Source organism: Thermococcus sp. (assembly GCF_026991495.1).
Classification (GTDB): domain Archaea; phylum Methanobacteriota_B; class Thermococci; order Thermococcales; family Thermococcaceae; genus Thermococcus.
This window is the reverse complement of the sequence record NZ_JALXBJ010000042.1, coordinates 1-18,978: the sequence shown is the minus strand read 5'-3', so window position 1 is coordinate 18,978 and position 18,978 is coordinate 1. Positions and strand designations below refer to the sequence as shown.

Here is an 18,978-nt window from a genome sequence, read left to right as displayed (position 1 = left end):
CCCCCAGTTCGTCCTTCCCTCCCCCCACTGCACGGTGGACACCATAAGCTCCCTGGCCCTGATCGAGGAAAGGCATAGGGTTTCCAGGCTCCTCGCACTTTTGGTGGGACTGATCCCCCTCGCAACGGTTCTGCTCGCGGAGCACTGGGTCTGGGACGCCGTCTCCGGCATACTCCTGGGGTGGCTGGTTCACAGGTACTCGGGGAAAGTTTTTAATTTCCTGGGAAAAGGAAGCTGAGGTGGTACTGTTGCGTCTCAACAGCTTCGTTTCCCTCTTAGGTAAGGGCGGTTTCGATGGAGCCCTCATAAGTCCTGGATCAAACCTTTACTACCTGACCGGCCTCAGGATCCACGAGACCGGTGAGAGGCTGGCATTGCTCGCCCTCTCAGCCGAGGGCAACTACCGCCTTCTCGCCCCGGGCCTCTACGAGAACGTCATCAAAAACTTCCCGGTTACCTTCTGGCACGACGGTGAGAACCCCTACGAGAAGCTCGCCTGGATTTTGGCGGAGATGCACATCTCCTCCGGAAGAGTCCTGGTCGAGGACACCATGAGGGCGGACTGGCTGATCGGTATCATGGGGCTCGGGAACTTCAAGTTCCATCCACTGAGCTCGGTGATCCGGGAGCTGAGGATGAGGAAGGACGCGGGTGAGATCGCTAACATGAAGCACGCCGCCAAGGCCGCTGACCGCGTCTTCGAAGAGCTCCTTAGCTGGGATATCCTCGGGATGAGGGAGAGGGATCTCGCCCTGAGGATAGAGCTCAGGATAAGGGAGCTCTCCGACGGGATATCATTTCAGCCGATAGTTGCGAGCGGGGAGAACGCCGCGAACCCCCATCACGAACCGGGCGAGAGGAGGCTCAGGGAGGGAGACCTGGTCATACTGGACTTCGGGGCCAGGTGGAGGGGCTACTGCTCGGATATAACGCGGACGATAGCACTTGGAAATCCCGATGAGAGACTGGTTGAGGTATACAACGTTGTTAAGGAGGCCCAAGAGAACGCCTACCGGGCCGTTAAAGCAGGTGTAAAGGCAAGAGAAGTAGATGCCGCCGCGAGGGAGACAATAGAGAAGGCTGGCTACGGGAAGTTTTTCACTCACAGAACCGGCCACGGTCTTGGTTTAGACGTCCACGAGGAGCCCTACATAGGGCCCGACGGCGAGGTAACCTTAGAGAACGGCATGACCTTCACGATAGAGCCCGGGATTTACGTCCCCGGTCTCGGGGGGGTCAGGATAGAGGACGACGTAGCGGTTGTAGACGGGAGGGGGAGGAGGCTGACGAGGGCTGAGAGGGAGCTGGTCATCCTCTGAGCCCTCCAAAAACCTTAAATACCCAAAGTCTTTACCGCTTCCGATGCCGATGAGGGGGGAGTGTCTTCTCCGTCGAAATCTCAGCGGTAACTGATTTCCCCGATAACCCCCCTATTCCTGAGTCCCTCTCTTTTGGAGTTCCCTCTGGACTCTTAGTGTTGAAAATTGAAGCTAAAGGAGGTTTTAGCCATGGCTGAGCTCGACTTCAAGGCCATTGAGGAGAAGTGGCAGAAGCGCTGGTTAGAGGAAAGAATCTTCGAGCCCGACAGAAAAGCCAAGCCCAAGGAGAAGAAGTTCTACATAACGGTAGCCTTTCCATACCTCTCGGGCCACCTTCACGTAGGACATGCAAGAACCTACACGATTCCGGATGTAATAGCGCGCTTTAAGAGAATGCAGGGCTACAACGTGCTCTTCCCGATGGCGTGGCACATCACCGGCGCGCCGATAGTTGGAATCGCCGAGAGGATAAAGAACCGCGACCCGAAGACCATCCACATCTACCGCGACGTCTACAAGGTTCCGGAGGAGATACTCTGGAAGTTCGAGGACCCGAAGGAGATAGTCAAGTACTTCATGAAGTCCGCAAAGGAGACGTTCATAAGGGCCGGCTTCTCCGTCGACTGGACGCGCGAGTTCCACACCACCAGCCTATTCCCGCCCTTCAGCAAGTTCATCGAATGGCAGTTCTGGACGCTCAAGGACATGGGGCTTGTCGTTAAGGGGGCGCACCGCGTCCGCTGGGACCCGGTAGTCGGAACGCCGCTCGGCGACCACGACATCATGGAGGGCGAGGACATCCAGATCTTAGAGTACGTCATAATCAAGTTCATCCTCGAGGAGAACGGCGAAGTTATATACCTCCCCGCGGCAACGCTGAGGCCCGAGACAGTCTATGGAGTCACCAACATGTGGCTGAATCCCAACGCGACCTACGTCAAGGCCAAGGTCAGGCGTGGCGGAAAGGAAGAAACGTGGATAGTCAGCAGGGAAGCCGCTTACAAGCTCTCCTTCCAAGATAGGGAGGTAGAGGTCATAGAGGAGTTCAAGGGTGAAAAGCTCATCGGCAAATACGTGAAGAACCCCGTAACGGGCGATGAGATCATTATTCTGCCGGCGGAGTTCGTTGACCCGGACAACGCCACCGGCGTCGTCATGAGCGTTCCGGCTCACGCTCCCTTCGACCACATAGCCTTGGAAGACCTGAAGAAAGAAACCGAAATACTCCTCAAGTACGAGGTAGACCCGCGCGTTGTTGAGGAGATAAGCTACATCTCGCTCATCGAACTTGAAGGCTACGGCGAGTTTCCAGCCGTTGAAGAAGCTGAGAGACTCGGGGTGAAGAGCCAGAAGGACAAGGAGAAGCTTGAGGAAGCGACCAAGAGCATCTACAAGGCAGAGTACCACAAGGGACTCTTCAAGGTAGAGCCCTACGCCGGAAAACCCGTCCAGGAGGTAAAGGAGCTGGTGGCCGAGGAGATGCTGAGGAGCGGCAAGGCTGAGACGATGTACGAGTTCGCGGATAAACCGGTCATAAGCCGCTTCGGGAACAGGGCGGTAATCAAGATAATCCACAACCAGTGGTTCATCGACTACGGCAATCCCGAGTGGAAGGAGAAGGCGAGAGAAGCACTCTCAAACATGAAGATACTCCCCGAGAGCAGAAGGGCGCAGTTCGAGGCAGTAATAGACTGGCTTGAGGAGAAGGCCTGCGCGAGGAAAGTTGGATTGGGAACGCCCCTGCCCTGGGATCCGGAGTGGGTCATAGAAAGCCTGAGCGACTCGACAATATACATGGCCTACTACACTATAAGCAGGCACATCAACCAGCTGAGGAAAGAGGGTAAACTCGACCCGGAGAGGCTCACGAGGGAGTTCTTCGACTACCTGTTTAGGGAGGACTTCAGAGAGGAGCGCGAGAAGGAACTTGAAGAGAAGACCGGAATTCCAGCGGAGACAATCCACGAGATGAAGGAGGAGTTCGAGTACTGGTATCCGCTCGACTGGCGTTGCTCTGCTAAAGACCTCATACCGAACCACCTGACCTTCTTCATATTCAACCATGTGGCGATATTCAGGAGAGAGCACTGGCCGAGAGGCATCGCTGTCAACGGCTTTGGAACCCTGGAAGGCCAGAAGATGAGCAAGAGCAAGGGCAACGTGCTGAACTTCATAGATGCCATCGAGGAGAACGGTGCCGATGTGGTGAGGCTCTACATAATGAGCCTTGCCGAGCACGACAGCGACTTCGACTGGCGCAGGAAAGAGGTCGGCAAGCTCCGCAGACAGGTCGAGCGCTTCTACGAGCTGATAAGCGAGTTCGCCACCTACGAGACCAAAGAAACCGAGCTGAAGGACATCGACCGCTGGATGCTCCACCGCCTGAATAAAGCCATTGAAGGAACTACCAAAGCCCTTGAGGAGTTCAGGACTAGGACGGCAGTGCAGTGGGCCTTCTACACGGTTTTGAACGACCTGCGCTGGTACATGAGGAGAACTGAAGGCAGGGACGACGAGGCGAAGCGCTACGTGCTGAGAAAGCTGGCAGAAATCTGGGTCAGGCTCATGGCGCCGTTCACACCGCACATCGCCGAGGAGCTCTGGGAGAAGCTCGGCGGGGAGGGCTTCGTGAGCTTAGCAAAGTGGCCCGAACCGGTTGGTGAGTGGTGGAACGAGACGGTAGAGGCTGAAGAAGACTTCGTCCAGTCGGTCATCGAGGACATCAAGGAGATTATCCGTGTAGCAAAACTCGAAAATGCGAAGAGGGCCTACATCTACACTTCGCCGGAGTGGAAGTGGCGCGTTGTTGAAGTTGTGGCAGAGAAGAGGGACTTCAAGTCAGCGATGGCCGAGCTGATGAAAGATCAAGGGATGAAGAAGTACGGCAAGGAGGTAAGCAGGCTCATCCAGAGACTCATCAAGGAGCGCGCCTTTGACGTGAAGCGCATCAACGAGGAGAAAGCACTGAGAGAGGCAAGGGACTTCATGGAGAAGGAGCTCGGCCTAGAGATGATCATCAACGCCGAAGAAGATAAGGGAGGAAAGAAAAAGCAGGCGATGCCGCTGAAGCCGGCGGTGTTCGTTGAATAGCCAATTGCTTCTTTATTTTATCCTTTTTATGTCAGAGAGATAATAACAACACCACGACAATTATAGCCTCAAAAATGAAAATACCCTCAAGTACTATTATGAACTTTTTGCCTTGTGTGTAAAAAGTAGGGGGGTGGCTTCTCTTCATAGTGTCTAGTATGAACTTATCATATCCTTTAAACTTGTTTTTGTAATATCTCTTAGGATATAAGTTTAACCCCCATAACCCCAAAAGTTCTCGGATTTTGTTAGCAGTATATGCATTATCCAAGAATCTTCTATATCTATACTCAAATATCTCTAAAGTGGCCCATGTCAATGGAACGCTCAAAATGGGTATTATCAATGAGGCAAAAACTATCAAACCTTTTGTCATGTTAGTCTCCGGAACATTGTGAATGTAAGGGATAGCAAACTGGTAAATCAAGTAGTTATATGCAACCAATAGAAAACCTATAACCGTGAGGTATATTCTTATTGTCTCCCATCCCCATTCAATGTTTGCTATCATTTGCTCTATAGTTACTTCCATTTCTTTTAACAAACTATCTTTTGATGATAATCCTTCATTGTTAGCGGTATCCATAGGGTTTCCCCCTACTTTAATGGTTAAACTTCTCTTTTAATTTTTTGGCATAAACCGGTCGCGTTGTGGCCGTTGACAAATCAAGGTGGCGCTTCTTCGAGGGGGTAACTTCAGTCACAGGCGTCAAGCACCGGGTAATCCCCCTGAAGCTCGACGCGAGGGAGCTTCCCTTCCCGTTTAAGGCCTTTGATCTGGCAGTTCTCGTTCACGGGATACGAAGTTTGAAGAACGAGGAGACGATGGTAAAAGTCATCTCGGAGATGCTCCGTGTGGCCGAGAAGGTCTTCATAGCCGAGAGCCTGCCCATCGCGAGAAACGAGAGACAGGAGGCACATTTGGAGCTATACAACCTCCGTGAGGAAATCTTCGAGGCCCTCTTCGGCGAAAAGGACGACCTGCATTATCCAACGATGGAAGAACTCAAAGAACTCGTCGAAAAAGCCGGAGGAAGAGTAATCGAAAGCGGGACCTTCGAGCCGGGCCTTCCGCATTACTTAGCCTACATCCCGCGGGAGTACGTGGAGAGAATAAAGGACGGCAAAAAGCGCGCCGAGCTTTTAAAAAAGTGGGATAGGACTTATGAGAAGTGGAAGAACGGGACCGAGCACCCGCCGGTTGGGTGGATTCTGGCGGAAAAAGAGGGGTAAAGCTCAGAACTCCCTCTCAACAAGGAACTCAGCCAAAAGCTCTAAATCCTTCTTTGCCTCGCTCTCCGGGAGGACTTTCAACGCTTCGTTTGCCTCTCTCACGAGGTTTTTCGCATAGCGAGCGGCGTAGTCAATGCTCCCGTACTTCTTGAGGAGCTCTATAGCTTTTGCAACTTCTTCCTTAACCTTGTCGTCGTGTATCAGAGCGTCGCCCGTTGGGTCTCCAGCATATTTTCCAAAGACCTTCAGGAACTCGGCCTTGTCCTCCTCACTCGCGTTGTCGAAGAAGTGGCTCACTATCAGCGTCTTCTTGCCCTTCCTTATGTCGCTTCCGACGGGCTTTCCAAGCTTCTCCTCGTCGGCTATTAGGTCAAGAACATCGTCCCATATCTGGAAGGCTATGCCGACGTTTATGCCCCACTTGGAGAGTGCCCTTATGTGCTCCTCGTTATCTGTTCCGATGATCGCACCGATCTCTGCTGAGCCCTGAAAGAGCGCCCCCGTCTTTCCGCTTATCATTTTGAGGTATTCCTCGACGGTCACTTCATCGCGGGTCTCGAACTCTATGTCCAAAGCTTGCCCCTCGCAGAGCATGTTTGAAGTTCTGACGAGGACGTCGAGGATCCTGGCCTTCTTCTCCGGGGAAACATCGGCCTTCGCTATGGCCTCGAAGGCCTTGCTGAAGAGTAAATCACCGGCAAGGATTGCCATGTTGACGCCCCAGAGCTTGTGGACGGTCGGCCTTCCGCGCCTCAGCTCGTCCATGTCCATTATGTCATCGTGGACGAGGGAGTAGTTATGGATGAGCTCAACCGCCGCTGCCGGATAGAGTGCCTTCTCCGGGTCACCGCCAACGGCCTCAGTAGCGCGGAGGACGACAAAGGGCCGCACGCGCTTCCCACCTGCTAAGGGGTAGTGCCTTGCCGCCCCGTACAGCTCCCGCGGCTCTTTATCGGGGATCAGACCGAGGATGACCTCGTCCACTCTCCCAGTCCTTTTCCTGATCCTTGTGAACAGGTCATCGTACTTGCCCATCTTGTTCAACCTCCCTCTGCTTTACAGGGTTTTATGATTTATCAGCTTTGCCCTCAATCTCAACTGTGTAGCCGTTCCTCGAAACGAAGACGTCCCTTCCGATGAGGTAGCCCTCTTCCTCGGCCAGCTCGGCGTAGTGTGTGAGCATTCTGAACTCCCCGTGGGCCGGGACTATGTTCTCAGGGTTTAGGAGCCTTATCAGGTACCTGTGGTCCTCCCTGCTCGCGTGCCCCGAGACGTGGAGATCTTTAACCATTCTGACTCCCTTCATCCTGAGCTTCGTCTCGAGGACGTAGCGCTGGGCCCTGTTGAGGGGATTGGGTATAGTCCCGGCTGAAAAGACCACCGTGTCCCGCTTGCCTATGTCGTAGAGGTCACCGTTTGCCATCCTCGTTAGAACCGCACCGGGCTCTCCCTGATGGCCCGTAACGATCAGGAGATAGTTGTCCCTCGCGGAAGAGGCCTCCTTGAGGGCCCTCTTTATTGCGTTCGGGCTTCTAACGACCCTCGCCCCCTTCATCTTGATGAGGCCGAGCTGCTTCGCGATTCCGGTGTACTTCGCTAAGGAGCGGCCGACGAAAAGTGCCTGCCTGCCCATCTTGTTGGCTATCCTGATCAGCTCCTGCAGTCTGGCTATGTGGCTCGCGAATGTAGTGGCTATCAGGCCGTCCTCCTCCATACCCTCGTAGAGGAAGAAGTCCTCGAGGAGCATCTTGGCAACGGCCTCACTCGGTGTCTTGGTCTCCTCCGCCACGCGCGTTGATTCCGCTATGAGAACCTTAACCCCCTCCTTCCCCAGCTCCCTGAGCCTTCCGTAGTCCGGTCTTTCTCCCAGGGGATTGTTGTTGTCGAACTTGAAGTCGCCGGTGTGGACAACTGCACCCTCGGGAGTGTGGACGACGACCATGGCAGCGTGGGGTATCGAGTGGGTCATCGGGACGAACTCTATCGCCAGGTTCTCGCTGACCTGAACTATCTCCCCGTAGTTGGTCTCGTACATCGGGTTCTTGACCTCGAAGTACTTCTCGCTCTTCACCTCCCCCTTGGCGAGCCTCACCGTGTAGGGAGTCCCGTATATCGGGACGTCTGGATAGTGGGGCGCGAGCTTTCCCACCGCCCCTATGTGGTCGAGGTGACCGTGGGTAAAGGCGATTGCAACGACTTTCCTGTTCCGCAGGATCGAGTCATCGGGAATTGCGCCGAGCCTCTGCAGTTCCTTCGTGGGGAACTCCTGGATGTTCACGTCCTCATGTATGAGAACGCGGTCGAGGCGGATTCCCATGTCGATTATTACAACCTCCTCCGTGCCTCCGTTAGAGTAACCAACGGCTGTCATGTTCTTTCCTACTTCCTCGTAACCGCTGACGGTGTAGATCCTTATCATCTTCAGTCCTCCCCTCCCCAGGCCCCTCTTGAGGCGTGGGGCTGCGCTGGCCCTACTTCTCGGGAGGGTTTAAAAAGGTGCGCATCAGCCCAAATCCTTCCAGGGATACGTCAGCGGGATTCCAAAAACGGAGGCGACGACAACCCCGGTAGGCATCCACCAGATTCCCGGCCATTTGTAGAAGGGAACAAGACCCTGCAGGTAAGAGGTCACCCAACCGGCGAGGGCGCCGATGAGAAAGAAAGCCTTCCTCATGGGGGTTGTTCCGAACTTCGTGATTACCGCACCTATCGAAGCGAAGGCGAGGGCTATTGCCATGGTAAGGGGGCTCAATGTGATTGCAAACCCTTCAAGGAAATCCAGCAAAAGTGCAGGAAGTTTGTTCTCCACTCTTCCACACTCGAACAAAAAAAGTGGGAATAACCTAACGGGCCCCCAGATAGCCAGCCAGGTCAATCCTCTGGCTTAACCACTCCCTCGTGAAGCCGGTAACCACGAGCGGAACTTTTCTGAGCTCCTCGACGTTCTTAGCACCTACCAGAAACATCGCGTTCCTTATCTCCTCGATGTACCTCCTCAGGATTTTGATTACGCCCTCGACGTCGCCTTTCACGGCGGGCTTCAGGAGGGGCAAAGCAACGCCCGCAAAGGTGGCACCCATGGCTAAAGCCTTCGCCATCGCTATTCCGTCGCGCATTCCACCGGTGGCGATTATTGGAAGCTCGGTCGAATAGCGCACTTCAGCCACGCTTATGGCCGTTTTAATCCCCCAGTCCCAGAAGCGGAGAGCTAAGTTCTTTCCTATTTCATCCTTCGCCCTGTAATACTCGACCGCGCTCCAGCTCGTCCCGCCGAGACCGCCAACGTCTATCGCGTCAATCCCTATGCTCTCAAGCCTTATCGCAACTTCCTTGGAAACTCCTGCTCCAGTTTCCTTCGCTATTATCGGATACGGGAACTCCGCCTTGAGCTCGGCCAACGCTTTGAGAACGCCCCTGTACTGAGTATCTCCCTCGGGCTGGACGCTCTCCTGCAGGGGGTTCATGTGTATCGCTAAAGCATCGGCCTGAATCGTCTCGACGGCCTTCAAAGCCTCCTCAAGCCCGTACCTTTCGGGAATCGTCTCGGAAAACTGGGAGGCACCTAAGTTGCCGACGAGGAAGACGTCCGGGGCGACATCGCGAATGTAGTAGCTCTCCCAGGTTTCCGGCTTCCTTATCATCGCCCTCTGGCTTCCAACTCCCATCGGGATGTTGAGTTCCTGAGCGGCTTTAGCTAATGTCTTGTTTATCCTTCCGGCCAGCTGTGAACCCTTGGTTCCGCCGGTCATCCCCGCTATGAAAATCGGGTAGTCAAAGCGCCTGCCCAAAAACTCGACGCTCAAATCGATCTCGTCCTTGTCTATCTCAGGTAAACTCGTGTGGACGAAGTGGACATCCTCAAACCCGTTGGAAACGTGAGCCTTCACGTTCCTCTTTAGGCAGTGCTCTATGTGCTCGAACTTCCTGATGACCGTGAGCTCTTCCTTGTCAAAGGCCCCCATTCACACCACCAGTGGAGAAAGGAAAGCGGAAGTTAAGAGGTTTTTGGAAACTTGGAAACCTTTATACGGATTAAAGCCCAACTCACGTCATTGCAACCTCACGCTGGGGATGTGAAAGATGTCAGCGCTATCCGAAGGGGAAAGCGAAATTCTATTCATCGACCTGAGTCGCGGAAAAGCCGTTAAGCAGCCCGTGAAGCCGGAAGATACCAAGCTCTACCTCGGGGGGAGGGGCTTCAACTCAAAAACCCTTTTCGAGATGCTCAACGGCCCGATAGACCCCCTGAGCGTTGAGAACATCATAGCACTCGGAAACGGGGCTTTTGCCGGAACGGCACTACCGATGACGAGCAGGCTCCACATAAGTACCATCTCGCCCCTCTCGGGAATCCTCGGGGACGGGAACGCGGGCGGTGAGTTCTCGGCAATGATGCGCTACGCCGGCTACGACGGGATAGTAATACTCGGGAGGGCCGAAAGGCCGAGCTACGTCTGGATTGAGGACGAGGAAGTCGAGATAAGGGACGCCTCCGAGCTGTGGGGAATGAAGAGCGGGGAACTGGTCGATACTTTGAGGGACGAGCACGGCGATGACGTGAGCGTCGCTGGAATAGGGCCTGCAGGAGAACACCTCGTCCGCTTCGCGACGACGATGGTGGACAAGTACCACGCTGGAGCAAGGGGGAGCGGGGCAGTCTGGGCCACAAAGAACCTGAAGGCGATAGCCATACGGGGTACTAAAGGGGTCGAGCCAGCTGATCCTGAGACCTTCTATAAGCTCTCCAGGGAGGACTTGGAGTACTTCAAAAAGAGCGAGTTCGTGAGAAGGATTTACTCGGTCATTGGGACGCACTACGGGATGATGAGCTGGTACCCTGGCTGGAAGTACTTCCAAAGCCATCTCGGGCCGGACGACCTGCCGGAGGGACTGAGACCGAGGGACTTCGCAGAGTTCGAGGTGGGAAGAACGCAGTGCTATTCCTGTCCCTTAGCGTGCAAGGACGTTTACTACCTCCCTAAAAGCGGGGAATACGGGACTTCAAGCGAGTTCGAGTCCATATACGCCCTCGGTTCCAACAACGGGATAACCGACACAGAAGCAATACTCCGGATGGAGCACTTAGCTGATGAGTACGGGATGGACGTCATAACGCTAGGCGACACGATAGCCATGGCGAGGTTCCTCCACGAAAAGGGCCTGATAAGCGATAAAGAGCTCGATGGGGTCTCCCTCGAATGGGGCGATGCAGAGGGGCAGATAGAGCTCGTCAAGATGACGGCCTACAGGAGGGGCTTCGGGAACAAGCTTGCTGAAGGCTACCGCAACTTCGCGAAGCTTGTTGGGAAGGAGGTGCTCGCCTACTCCTACGACGTCAAGGGCCTCAACAGGGGCTGGTACGAGGTGGACTTCATGAACGGTATCTTCACCCTCGCCCACGCGACCTCCACGAGGGGGGCCGACCACCTCAGGGGGCGCTCCTGGGCATACTGGGAGAACGACGTCAACATGGATCCCGAAGCAGTGAAGAGGATGCTTGAGGCAGGCCTGCCCGATTACCGTAAAGACCCGGTTGGAGCGCTCATAGAGGCTGAGAGGGCGTGCACCTTAGCGGATTCCCTTGGGCGGTGCAAGGGCTCGATAAACATGTGGTTCCAGGCTGTCCCGCTCGTCTGGAAGTACCCTGTGTTCAAAGGAACGGCGATGCTGTTGAAGGCCTTCACGGGGATGGAGTTCACGGAAAAGGACGTGGTAGAGGCAACGGACAGGATATACCTGACGGAGATGGCCATCAACGTGAGGCAGGGCATCAGGAAGAAGCACTACGACGTCAAGTTCCCGCCCGAGCTCGCTAAGACCGAGAGGTTCAGGAGGCAGGTAAAGCGGCACTGGGAGATGGTCGATGAGTACCTTGAGAGGAGGGGCTGCGACGTCGAGACAGCTTACCCGAAGCGCGAGGCCCTCGAAAGGCTTGGGATTGGCAAGGTGGCGGACGCGATAGATGGAAAGGACTTCCCAGAGTGGGACGGGCCGCCGCTCTGGCCCCTTGAAAGCTATCCGGGGGGTGAGTGAATGTTCGTTCTCGGCGTCATCTACGAGAACTGCACGGGCTGCCACCTCTGCGAGTTAGCTTGCTCCTACAAGCACGGCGGAACCTTTAACCCGCTCCTCTCGCGGATAACGATACTGACCAAGCCCGAAGTCCAGACTTCTGTCCAGGTCTACTGCCTCCAGTGCAACGATGCAGCATGCGAGAGGGTCTGCCCGGTGGACGCGATAAAGAGGGATAAAAGCGGGGCCTACGTCATCGACTACTCCCGCTGCATCGGTTGCCGGGAGTGCGCCTACGCCTGCCCCTTCGGGGCGATAAGCTTCGACTTTAAGGCGAGGCCGATAAAGTGCGACCTCTGCGGTGGTGAGCCGGAGTGCGTCGATGTCTGCCCGCACGATGCCATAATCTTCGGCCCCGAGGAGAAGGTATCGAGGGAACTGAAGAGGGCTAAGGCAACGGGAGTAGCATATGGGATATACGGCGGAGCGGAGTCACCCTACAGGCGGAAAAAAGCAGAAGAAGCCGAGAACTTCCTGAGGGAGATATGGAAGAGGAACGAGGGGCTTGAGCTGTGAGCGGAAAGCAACTGCTCCACATCCTCCCCGAGAGGTGCACGGGCTGTATGGACTGTGTCAAAGCGTGCCCGATGGAGGAGCCGGCGATAAGGATACCTAAAACTCCCGGGGGCTGGGACATCGTGGTCTGCAGGCACTGCAGTCCGGCTCCGTGCGTTGACGCATGCAAGTTCGGGGCGCTCTGGGTCAAGGAGGACGGAACGGTCTTCCTCGCTAAGGAGCTCTGCACTTCCTGCAAGGCCTGTGCAGCAGTCTGTCCCTTCGGGGCGGTCTTCCTCGGCCCAACGGGCGAGATGGTGAAGTGCGATCTCTGCAACGGAGAACCGAAGTGCGTGGAAGCGTGCAAAGAAGGAGCGCTCCTCTACGGTGGAACTCCTGATAAGGGCCTCGCGAGGGAGAGGAAGCCGGTCAGGGAGCTTCTCTCAATAAGGGGGTTTGTGTAAAGTGTCCGGGGGCACGGTCATCGTCGGCGGTGGTATCGGGGGAGTTTACACTGCCATGAACCTCATCAGGGAGGGGTTCCCGCCGGAAAAGATAACCATTATCGCGAGGGAGTGGCCGGCCTATTCAAGGCACAGGCTGGCGGAGTTTTTGAGTTCAAAGGTCCCCTTCGGGAGGATTGCCCTCGGGCTGTCTAAGAGGCTCTCCTGGATGGGGGTTAGGGTTCTCGCCGGGACGGAAGCGATCTCACTCGATACAGCGGAGAAAACCGTAGGGATAAAGACAAACGGGGGAACCTCGGAGGTCGAGTACGGGAACCTCGTTGTAGCGACTGGCGGGAGGCCCTTCCTGCCCCCTATCCCCGGCGTGGGGCTCAAGGGAGTTGTCACGTTCCACGGGAGCAACGACGTCGAGTTCCTCAGTTCTCTACCAGGAGGGAGCAGAACGGTCGTCATCGGGGCCGGTCTTGTTGGGCTCACCGCGGCCGTGGCTTTGAGGAAGCTCGGTCACGGCGTTACTGTTATCGAGGCGAGGGGGAGGATTCTCCCCAACCTCCTTGAAGGGCCCTTAGCTGAATTCGTCGGGGATCATCTCACCAGGCTGGGGATTCAAGTCCTCACCTCATCGCTCGTTGAAGAGGTGGAGGGCGATGAGTGGGTTGAGGGCGTTAGGCTGAGGGGCGGGGAGGAGTTCTGGGCTAAATCCGTCGTGATGGCCACTGGCGTCAGGCCAAACTCGGGCCTCCTGAGGAGAGACGGGAGGCCGATTGAGGTTGATGAAGCCGGGAGAACGGGCTTTCCGGGCGTTTACGCCCTCGGGGACTGCGCCATGAGCAGGGACTTCATTACGGGAGAGTTTGTTTACAGACCCCTCGGCTTTGTCGCTGGCCACTACGCCCAGTTAGTTGCGAGGGCGATAGTTGGAAGGGCAGTAGCGGATAGAGGCGTCATCCCGACGGTTTACGAGGCCATCGGCCCGGTGGAGGTCTACGCGGTTGGGCTGGGCGGTGCCGAGGCGGAAAAGTTAGGAGTTCTCGGGGATGTCGAGGTTGAAGGGGGAGAGAACTGGAGGGAGGCGCGGGTATTCGATGCCGACGGAAGGTTAATCGGCTGGGAGAGAGTCCAATCGGGGCACCTCCACAGCGTGGGCTCAGCTAACGCGTACCTGAGGATAAGGGAACTGCATGGGGGGAGGGCTGAATAAAAAGGTCATCTCGCTATCCTCGTGCCGAAGCCGTCTCCCCTTACAGCCCCACCCAACCTACCCGGGATTTTACCGTTCACGAACCAAACTTCAGAGTGTTCGGCTATTTTCGCGGCCTCGCGGAGCTTGTTGCAGATCCCGCCGGTGACGTCGGTTCCGGCGGCGGTGCAGTGGAGCCTCTCAAGGAGCGGGCCGATTTCTGCCCGTTTAAGATCCTGGATCAGCTCACCTTCCCCGGGTTTGCCATCGTAGATCCCGTCGACGTCCATGAGGAAGATCACCTTCTCGGGCTCAAGCATCTTGGCGAGGTATGTGATGATTTGATCCCCCGAGAGGATGTCTATGCCCTTTGCCAGATCGAGGGAGACATCACCGAAGAGGATGGGGATAAATCTGTTTTCGATGAGCTTCTTTATGACCTCAACGTCCCCATGAACCACCTCGCCGTTCCGGGTGAGGAATATTGAGGAGGTTGAGACTGAGAAGGCGGGGAGCCCCTCATCGAGGAAAACCCCAACGATCATGTCGTTGGCCCTCAACATCGCCTGGTGAGTTAGTGAAAAGCCTATCCTTTTGAGGCTTGCCGACTTCCAGTCCTCGGGCAGGCCGTCCCTTATGCCGTACTTCTTCGCCTCAGGGTGCCCGAAGCTCCCGCCGCCGTGAACGATTATGAAGTCCTTCCCCGGGTAAAATTCCGCTATCTCCTTTGCTATTCTCCGTACCGTTTCTTCGTCGAAGTTCTCAGCTTCTCCTTTCTTGTCGCTGAAGACGCTTCCACCGACCTTGACGATTATCATGGCAGAACCTCCTCTATGCGAAGCCCCTCGCGGCTTATCTTTGTGACCATAGGCGTTCCACCGGCTATCGTTATGGCAGTGGCAACCTCGCTCTGCTTCTCAGGAGCCAACGCATACATGCAGCCACCGCCACCCGCGCCGGTTATCTTCGCCCCTAAAGCCCCAGCTGTTCTAGCTGCGTAGACCAGCTCGCTGAGCTTCTTGGTGGAGACGCCGAGGGCATCGAGCAGGCCGTGGTTGATGTTCATCAGCCTGCCGAGGCGGGCGAGCTTCTGCCCCTCATCGAGCTCGGATAAGAGCGTCTCCCTGGCTTTCTCTACCACCTTGCCCATCGAGGTCAGTATGGGCTCTATTATCTCGGGCATCTCCTCGTAGGTTTTCCTGACCATTGCAACCAGCTCTTTCGTTGAGCCGCTTGAGCCGGTGTAGCCGACGACTATCGGCAGTTCCATAAAGGGCAGGTGCTCAAACTCGCCTTTCTCGTAGTGGATTATCCCCCCTATGGCAGAGACCGTCGGGTCTATCCCGCTTGAGGCGCCCTGAACCAAGAGCTCAACGCGGTGGCCGAGCTTTCCTATCTCCTCTTTGGTGAGTTCCAGGCCGAGGAGCTTTGAGACCGCCCCGATGGTTGCAACCGCAACGGCCGCCGAGCTTCCAAGCCCGGCTCCAACCGGTATCTGGGAGGTAATCGAGACCGTTATGCCCCTCCCGTTTTTGTCCGCCTCCGCCTTCACGAGCTCTATCGCCTGTCTGACGTAGCTTAGAACCTCTGCCGCTTTTCCGTAGTCGCTCTCGAAGTAAATCTCGTTCTCGGAGAAGGAAACTATCAAACCGGGCGTTTTTATGTCCCTCGCCTCTATCTTTATCCTTCCGGAGTCGTTGAACTCAGCTTTAACGTACGTTCTCAGGTCTATGGCAGCTGCTATCGCCGGCTTTCCATAGACAACGCTGTGCTCGCCGAAGAGGATAATTTTAGCCGGGGCCGAGGCTAAAACCCTCATCCTTGACCCTCCACGATACTTTTTAAGCGGAATTTGAGCTCTTCAGGGCCGTTTTTAACTTTACTCTGAAAACGATACGCGTAAAAGCGGAAGCTCATACGTACTTCACCTCTTGAAGAACACGCTCTTTAATCCTCTTTTTGAGCGCTCTTTTGGTCACAAGGTCAACTTTAACCCCGAGGAGACTCTCAAGGTATTCCCGAAGTCGGACGAAGTCTATGAGTCCAACTGGCTTTTCAAACTCGACGAGAACGTCAACGTCGCTGTCCTCTCTCTGCTCCCCCCGGGAGTAGGAGCCGAACACCCCAATTCTCTTGACACCATACCTTTTTCTCAGCTCCTCTTTATGAGCTTGAAGTACCTCCTGAACGTCCTGAAGGGTTTTAACCCGAGTGCTCTTCATCCTATCGCCTCCAGGCCGAGGTAGTCGTAGTAATAGCGCTTGAAATCCTCCCACTCCTTGATGGTTTCATAGGCGATGTCATAGAGAAACGTCTCGTCCCTGCAGTAGAGCACCTTCCCCTTGAGGCACTCCCTCTTCACGTAAACGGGGAGAAGCTGGAAGATCTGGACGTCGTAGTTATCGGGCAGATGACCGAGAACCAGAGCCCTGAACTTGAAGGCCTCCCGCTCGCTACCCTCGTAGTAAACGCAGAGGTCGAAGTCGCTGTCCGGCCGATAATCGCCCCTCGCCCTAGAGCCAAAGAGGATGATGAACTTTACCCTCTCACCCAGCCGGAGGATCTTCTCAACCGCTTCGCTGAGGTTCATGGGGAGAAATACGAAGGGAAGCTTATCAGGATTTCGGCTGACCTTCTCCCTGCCCATGATGGAGTTTTCAAAAGAAAAAGCATAGCACCGAGCCCGAAAAATAATCGATTTGCGAAGGGAGTGCCAAAACTATATCGAGAACTTGGAAGGTACGCAGTAATCTGATGTAGTAAACTATTTAAGCTGAAAGCTGGATGGAATTATAGTAACCTGAAGAGACTAAAGGGGGTGACGGCCGTGGAGGGGAATAACCTGCAGAAGATCGCCCAAAAGGCCAAACACATAAGTATTAACGATGTTTTGAGGTACTTAGGGGTTGATCCAAAGAGAGGCCTCAGCGAGGAAGAGGCCAAGCGCCGTCTCAAGGAGGTGGGCCCCAACGAGATCCCGGAAAAGAAGGTCAGCCCGCTCAGGAAGTTCCTCTCTTACTTCTGGGGGCCGATACCGTGGATGATAGAAACGGCGGCAATACTCTCGGCCCTGGTTCAACACTGGGAGGACTTTGCGATAATCACCAGTCTCTTGGTGATCAATGCGATCGTTGGCTTCTGGCAGGAGCACAAGGCAGAGAACATCATGGAGTATCTGAAGCAGAAGCTGGCACTGGAGGTTAGGGTTCTTCGCGACGGAAGGTGGAAGACAATACCTGCCAGGGAGCTCGTCCCCGGGGATATAATCCGTCTCAGAATGGGTGATATAATCCCTGCAGACATTAAGCTAATTGAGGGAGAGTTTTTAACAGTGGACGAGTCGGCATTGACTGGCGAGAGCGTTCCTGTGACAAAGAAAATGGGGGAGATGGTTTACAGCGGGTCGATAGTCAAGAGAGGGGAGATGACGGGGGTAGTGGTGGCGACTGGTTTGAGCACGTACTTCGGTAGGACGGTTCAGCTCGTGCAGTCGGCCAGGACAACCAGCGAGTATCAGAAGCTCGTCATAAATATTGGTAACTACTTGATAGCCCTCAGTATAATCATGGTCACGATAATGTTCATCGTCGAACTCTACCGCGGCAAACCGGTAGTAGAACTTCTCCGCTTTGCCCTCGTCTTAACGGTTGCAGCAATCCCAGCGGCTTTACCAGCGGTCATGAGCATAACCATGGCAATAGGCGCCTATGAGCTGGCGAAGAGGCAGGCAATAGTCACAAAACTCGTTGCCATAGAGGAACTGGCGGCGGTTGATGCTCTCTGCGCCGACAAAACCGGAACACTCACAAAGAACCAGTTGACGGTTTATGAGCCACTTGCCTGGGAGGGCTTTACGGTAGATGAAATGCTATTCTATGCCGCACTGGCCAGCAAGGAGGAGAACAAGGATCCAATAGACCTGGCAGTCCTGAGGGCCGTGAAGGACAAGGAAAAGCTCAGAGCGTGCAAACAGGTTAAGTTCGTCCCCTTCGACCCGGTGATAAAGCACACCGAGGCCGAGGTTGAGTGCGATGGGAAGAGGTTCAGAACGGCTAAAGGTGCACCGCAGGTCATACTCGACATGGTGAATGCAAGCCAAAGTCTGAGGGAGGAGGTAATGGAAAAGGTTGACGAACTGGCCAAAAAAGGCTACAGAACCCTTGGAGTGGCCGTGGATTTCGGCGACGGCTGGAAGTTCGTTGGATTAATACCGCTCTTTGACCCGCCTAGGGACGATTCAGCGAGCACCGTGAAGTTCCTGCAGAGGAACGGTATAAGGGTAAGGATGATAACAGGTGATCACATTGCGATAGCGAAGCAGATAGCGAAGATGTTGGGTATAGGAAAGAAAATCTACACGGCAGACCAGCTTGACAGGGCAAGGGGACATGAGCTCATCCAGCTCTGTGAGAATGCCGATGGTTTTGCACAGGTCTATCCAGAGCACAAGTTCAAGATAGTCAAGGCCCTCCAGGAGGCCGGACACAAGGTTGCAATGACGGGTGATGGCGTGAACGATGCTCCAGCACTCAAGCAGGCGGACGTGGGGATAGCAGTTTCAGGTGCAACGGACGCTGCAAGGGCAGCGGCAGATATAGTCCTCCTTGCCCCGGGGATAGGTGTGATAAAGAACGCGATCGTCGAGGCTAGGAAGATCTTCCAGAGAATGTACAGCTACGCCATCTATCGCATAACTGAAACGATAAGAGTTCTGTTCTTCATAACGATCAGCATACTGGCCTACAACTTCTATCCGGTAACGGCGGTCATGATAATCCTCTTAGCTCTGCTCAATGATCTGCCGATAATAACCATAGCCTACGACAACGTCAAAATCAACCGCTGGCCCGAGAAGTGGAACATACGTGAGATACTGACAGTCTCGACGATAATAGGAACCATGGGCGTCATAGAGACGTTCCTGCTGCTGTGGATAGCCATAAACTACTTCGGCATCTCCTACAGGACAGCAACGGGACTTGCCCTACTCCAGAGCACGATATTCCTGAAGCTGGCCGTAGCGGGTCACCTAACCATATTCGTCACGAGGACGAGGGGGCCGTTCTGGAGCATAATGCCAGGCAAGTGGCTTCTGTGGAGTGCAGTGGGGACGAAGTTGCTGGCA

At 55.0% G+C, this 18,978-nt stretch carries 18 protein-coding genes; 9 read left to right on the top strand and 9 right to left on the bottom strand.

Annotation, left to right across the window (positions count from 1 at the left end; genetic code table 11):
- The 3 genes from MVB78_RS05580 to leuS all read left to right on the top strand — a co-directional run.
- The coding region (locus MVB78_RS05580) for a phosphatase PAP2 family protein (protein ID WP_367270997.1) at window positions 1–238 on the top strand (238 nt) is incomplete at its 5' end.
- Between the two features lie 10 nt (window positions 239–248).
- Window positions 249–1,319 carry a Xaa-Pro peptidase family protein gene (locus MVB78_RS05575; RefSeq protein WP_297489007.1) on the top strand — a complete coding sequence of 357 codons (1,071 nt, stop codon included), beginning with the start codon at window positions 249–251 and terminating at the stop codon, window positions 1,317–1,319.
- A gap of 189 nt (window positions 1,320–1,508) precedes the next feature.
- A complete protein-coding gene (gene leuS, locus MVB78_RS05570; protein ID WP_297489002.1) occupies window positions 1,509–4,409 on the top strand; it encodes a leucine--tRNA ligase in 2,901 nt (966 codons plus the stop codon).
- A gap of 31 nt (window positions 4,410–4,440) precedes the next feature.
- On the opposite strand, the gene MVB78_RS05565 is transcribed toward leuS, so the two are convergent.
- Window positions 4,441–4,995 carry a hypothetical protein gene (locus MVB78_RS05565; protein WP_297488999.1) on the bottom strand — a complete coding sequence of 185 codons (555 nt, stop codon included), beginning with the start codon at window positions 4,993–4,995 and terminating at the stop codon, window positions 4,441–4,443.
- 65 nt (window positions 4,996–5,060) lie between these two features.
- Between MVB78_RS05565 and MVB78_RS05560 the strand changes: the two genes are divergently transcribed.
- Window positions 5,061–5,642 (top strand): class I SAM-dependent methyltransferase, encoded by a 582-nt coding sequence (locus MVB78_RS05560; protein WP_297488997.1) that lies wholly within the window; start codon window positions 5,061–5,063, stop codon window positions 5,640–5,642.
- Between the two features lie 3 nt (window positions 5,643–5,645).
- Here the strand turns inward: MVB78_RS05560 and MVB78_RS05555 are convergent, their stop codons facing one another.
- The 4 genes from MVB78_RS05555 to fni form a co-directional block, all read right to left on the bottom strand.
- On the bottom strand, window positions 5,646–6,677 hold the full coding sequence (locus tag MVB78_RS05555; RefSeq protein ID WP_297489005.1) for a polyprenyl synthetase family protein: 1,032 nt from the start codon (window positions 6,675–6,677) through the stop codon (window positions 5,646–5,648).
- 31 nt (window positions 6,678–6,708) lie between these two features.
- Complete coding sequence (locus MVB78_RS05550) at window positions 6,709–8,061, bottom strand: RNase J family beta-CASP ribonuclease (RefSeq protein WP_297488993.1); 1,353 nt, start codon at window positions 8,059–8,061, stop codon at window positions 6,709–6,711.
- An 84-nt stretch (window positions 8,062–8,145) separates the two neighbouring features.
- On the bottom strand, window positions 8,146–8,379 hold the full coding sequence (locus tag MVB78_RS05545; protein ID WP_297488990.1) for a hypothetical protein: 234 nt from the start codon (window positions 8,377–8,379) through the stop codon (window positions 8,146–8,148).
- A gap of 106 nt (window positions 8,380–8,485) precedes the next feature.
- Window positions 8,486–9,604, bottom strand: coding sequence for a type 2 isopentenyl-diphosphate Delta-isomerase (gene fni, locus MVB78_RS05540; RefSeq protein WP_297488986.1), 1,119 nt, complete (start codon window positions 9,602–9,604; stop codon window positions 8,486–8,488).
- Window positions 9,605–9,722: 118 nt separating this feature from the next.
- Here fni and MVB78_RS05535 point away from each other — a divergent pair, with 118 nt between their 5' ends.
- From MVB78_RS05535 to MVB78_RS05520, 4 genes are read left to right on the top strand one after another with little or no spacing between them, the layout of a single operon-like run.
- Window positions 9,723–11,675, top strand: coding sequence for an aldehyde ferredoxin oxidoreductase family protein (locus MVB78_RS05535; RefSeq protein ID WP_297488983.1), 1,953 nt, complete (start codon window positions 9,723–9,725; stop codon window positions 11,673–11,675).
- On the top strand, window positions 11,676–12,230 hold the full coding sequence (locus MVB78_RS05530; RefSeq protein WP_297488981.1) for a 4Fe-4S dicluster domain-containing protein: 555 nt from the start codon (window positions 11,676–11,678) through the stop codon (window positions 12,228–12,230).
- Entirely contained in the window at window positions 12,227–12,673 is a 447-nt protein-coding gene (locus MVB78_RS05525) for a 4Fe-4S dicluster domain-containing protein (RefSeq protein ID WP_297488978.1), read from the top strand. The genes MVB78_RS05530 and MVB78_RS05525 overlap by 4 nt, the downstream gene beginning before the upstream one ends.
- Window position 12,674: 1 nt before the next feature.
- Entirely contained in the window at window positions 12,675–13,874 is a 1,200-nt protein-coding gene (locus MVB78_RS05520; protein WP_297488975.1) for an FAD-dependent oxidoreductase, read from the top strand.
- 5 nt (window positions 13,875–13,879) lie between these two features.
- On the opposite strand, the gene MVB78_RS05515 is transcribed toward MVB78_RS05520, so the two are convergent.
- The 4 genes from MVB78_RS05515 to MVB78_RS05500 form a co-directional block, all read right to left on the bottom strand.
- The gene (locus MVB78_RS05515) at window positions 13,880–14,671 is read right to left on the bottom strand and encodes an isopentenyl phosphate kinase (RefSeq protein WP_297488972.1); all 792 of its coding nucleotides are present in this window, start codon (window positions 14,669–14,671) and stop codon (window positions 13,880–13,882) included.
- A complete protein-coding gene (locus MVB78_RS05510; protein WP_297488969.1) occupies window positions 14,668–15,672 on the bottom strand; it encodes a mevalonate kinase in 1,005 nt (334 codons plus the stop codon). Before MVB78_RS05510 ends, MVB78_RS05515 begins: the two co-directional genes overlap by 4 nt.
- 94 nt (window positions 15,673–15,766) lie before the next feature.
- Window positions 15,767–16,075, bottom strand: coding sequence for a nucleotidyltransferase family protein (locus MVB78_RS05505; protein ID WP_297488966.1), 309 nt, complete (start codon window positions 16,073–16,075; stop codon window positions 15,767–15,769).
- On the bottom strand, window positions 16,072–16,443 hold the full coding sequence (locus tag MVB78_RS05500) for a nucleotidyltransferase domain-containing protein (protein WP_297488962.1): 372 nt from the start codon (window positions 16,441–16,443) through the stop codon (window positions 16,072–16,074). Before MVB78_RS05500 ends, MVB78_RS05505 begins: the two co-directional genes overlap by 4 nt.
- 237 nt (window positions 16,444–16,680) lie before the next feature.
- Between MVB78_RS05500 and MVB78_RS05495 the strand changes: the two genes are divergently transcribed.
- Window positions 16,681–18,978, top strand: a 2,298-nt coding sequence (locus MVB78_RS05495; protein ID WP_297488959.1) for a plasma-membrane proton-efflux P-type ATPase, incomplete at its 3' end; no start/stop codon positions are given.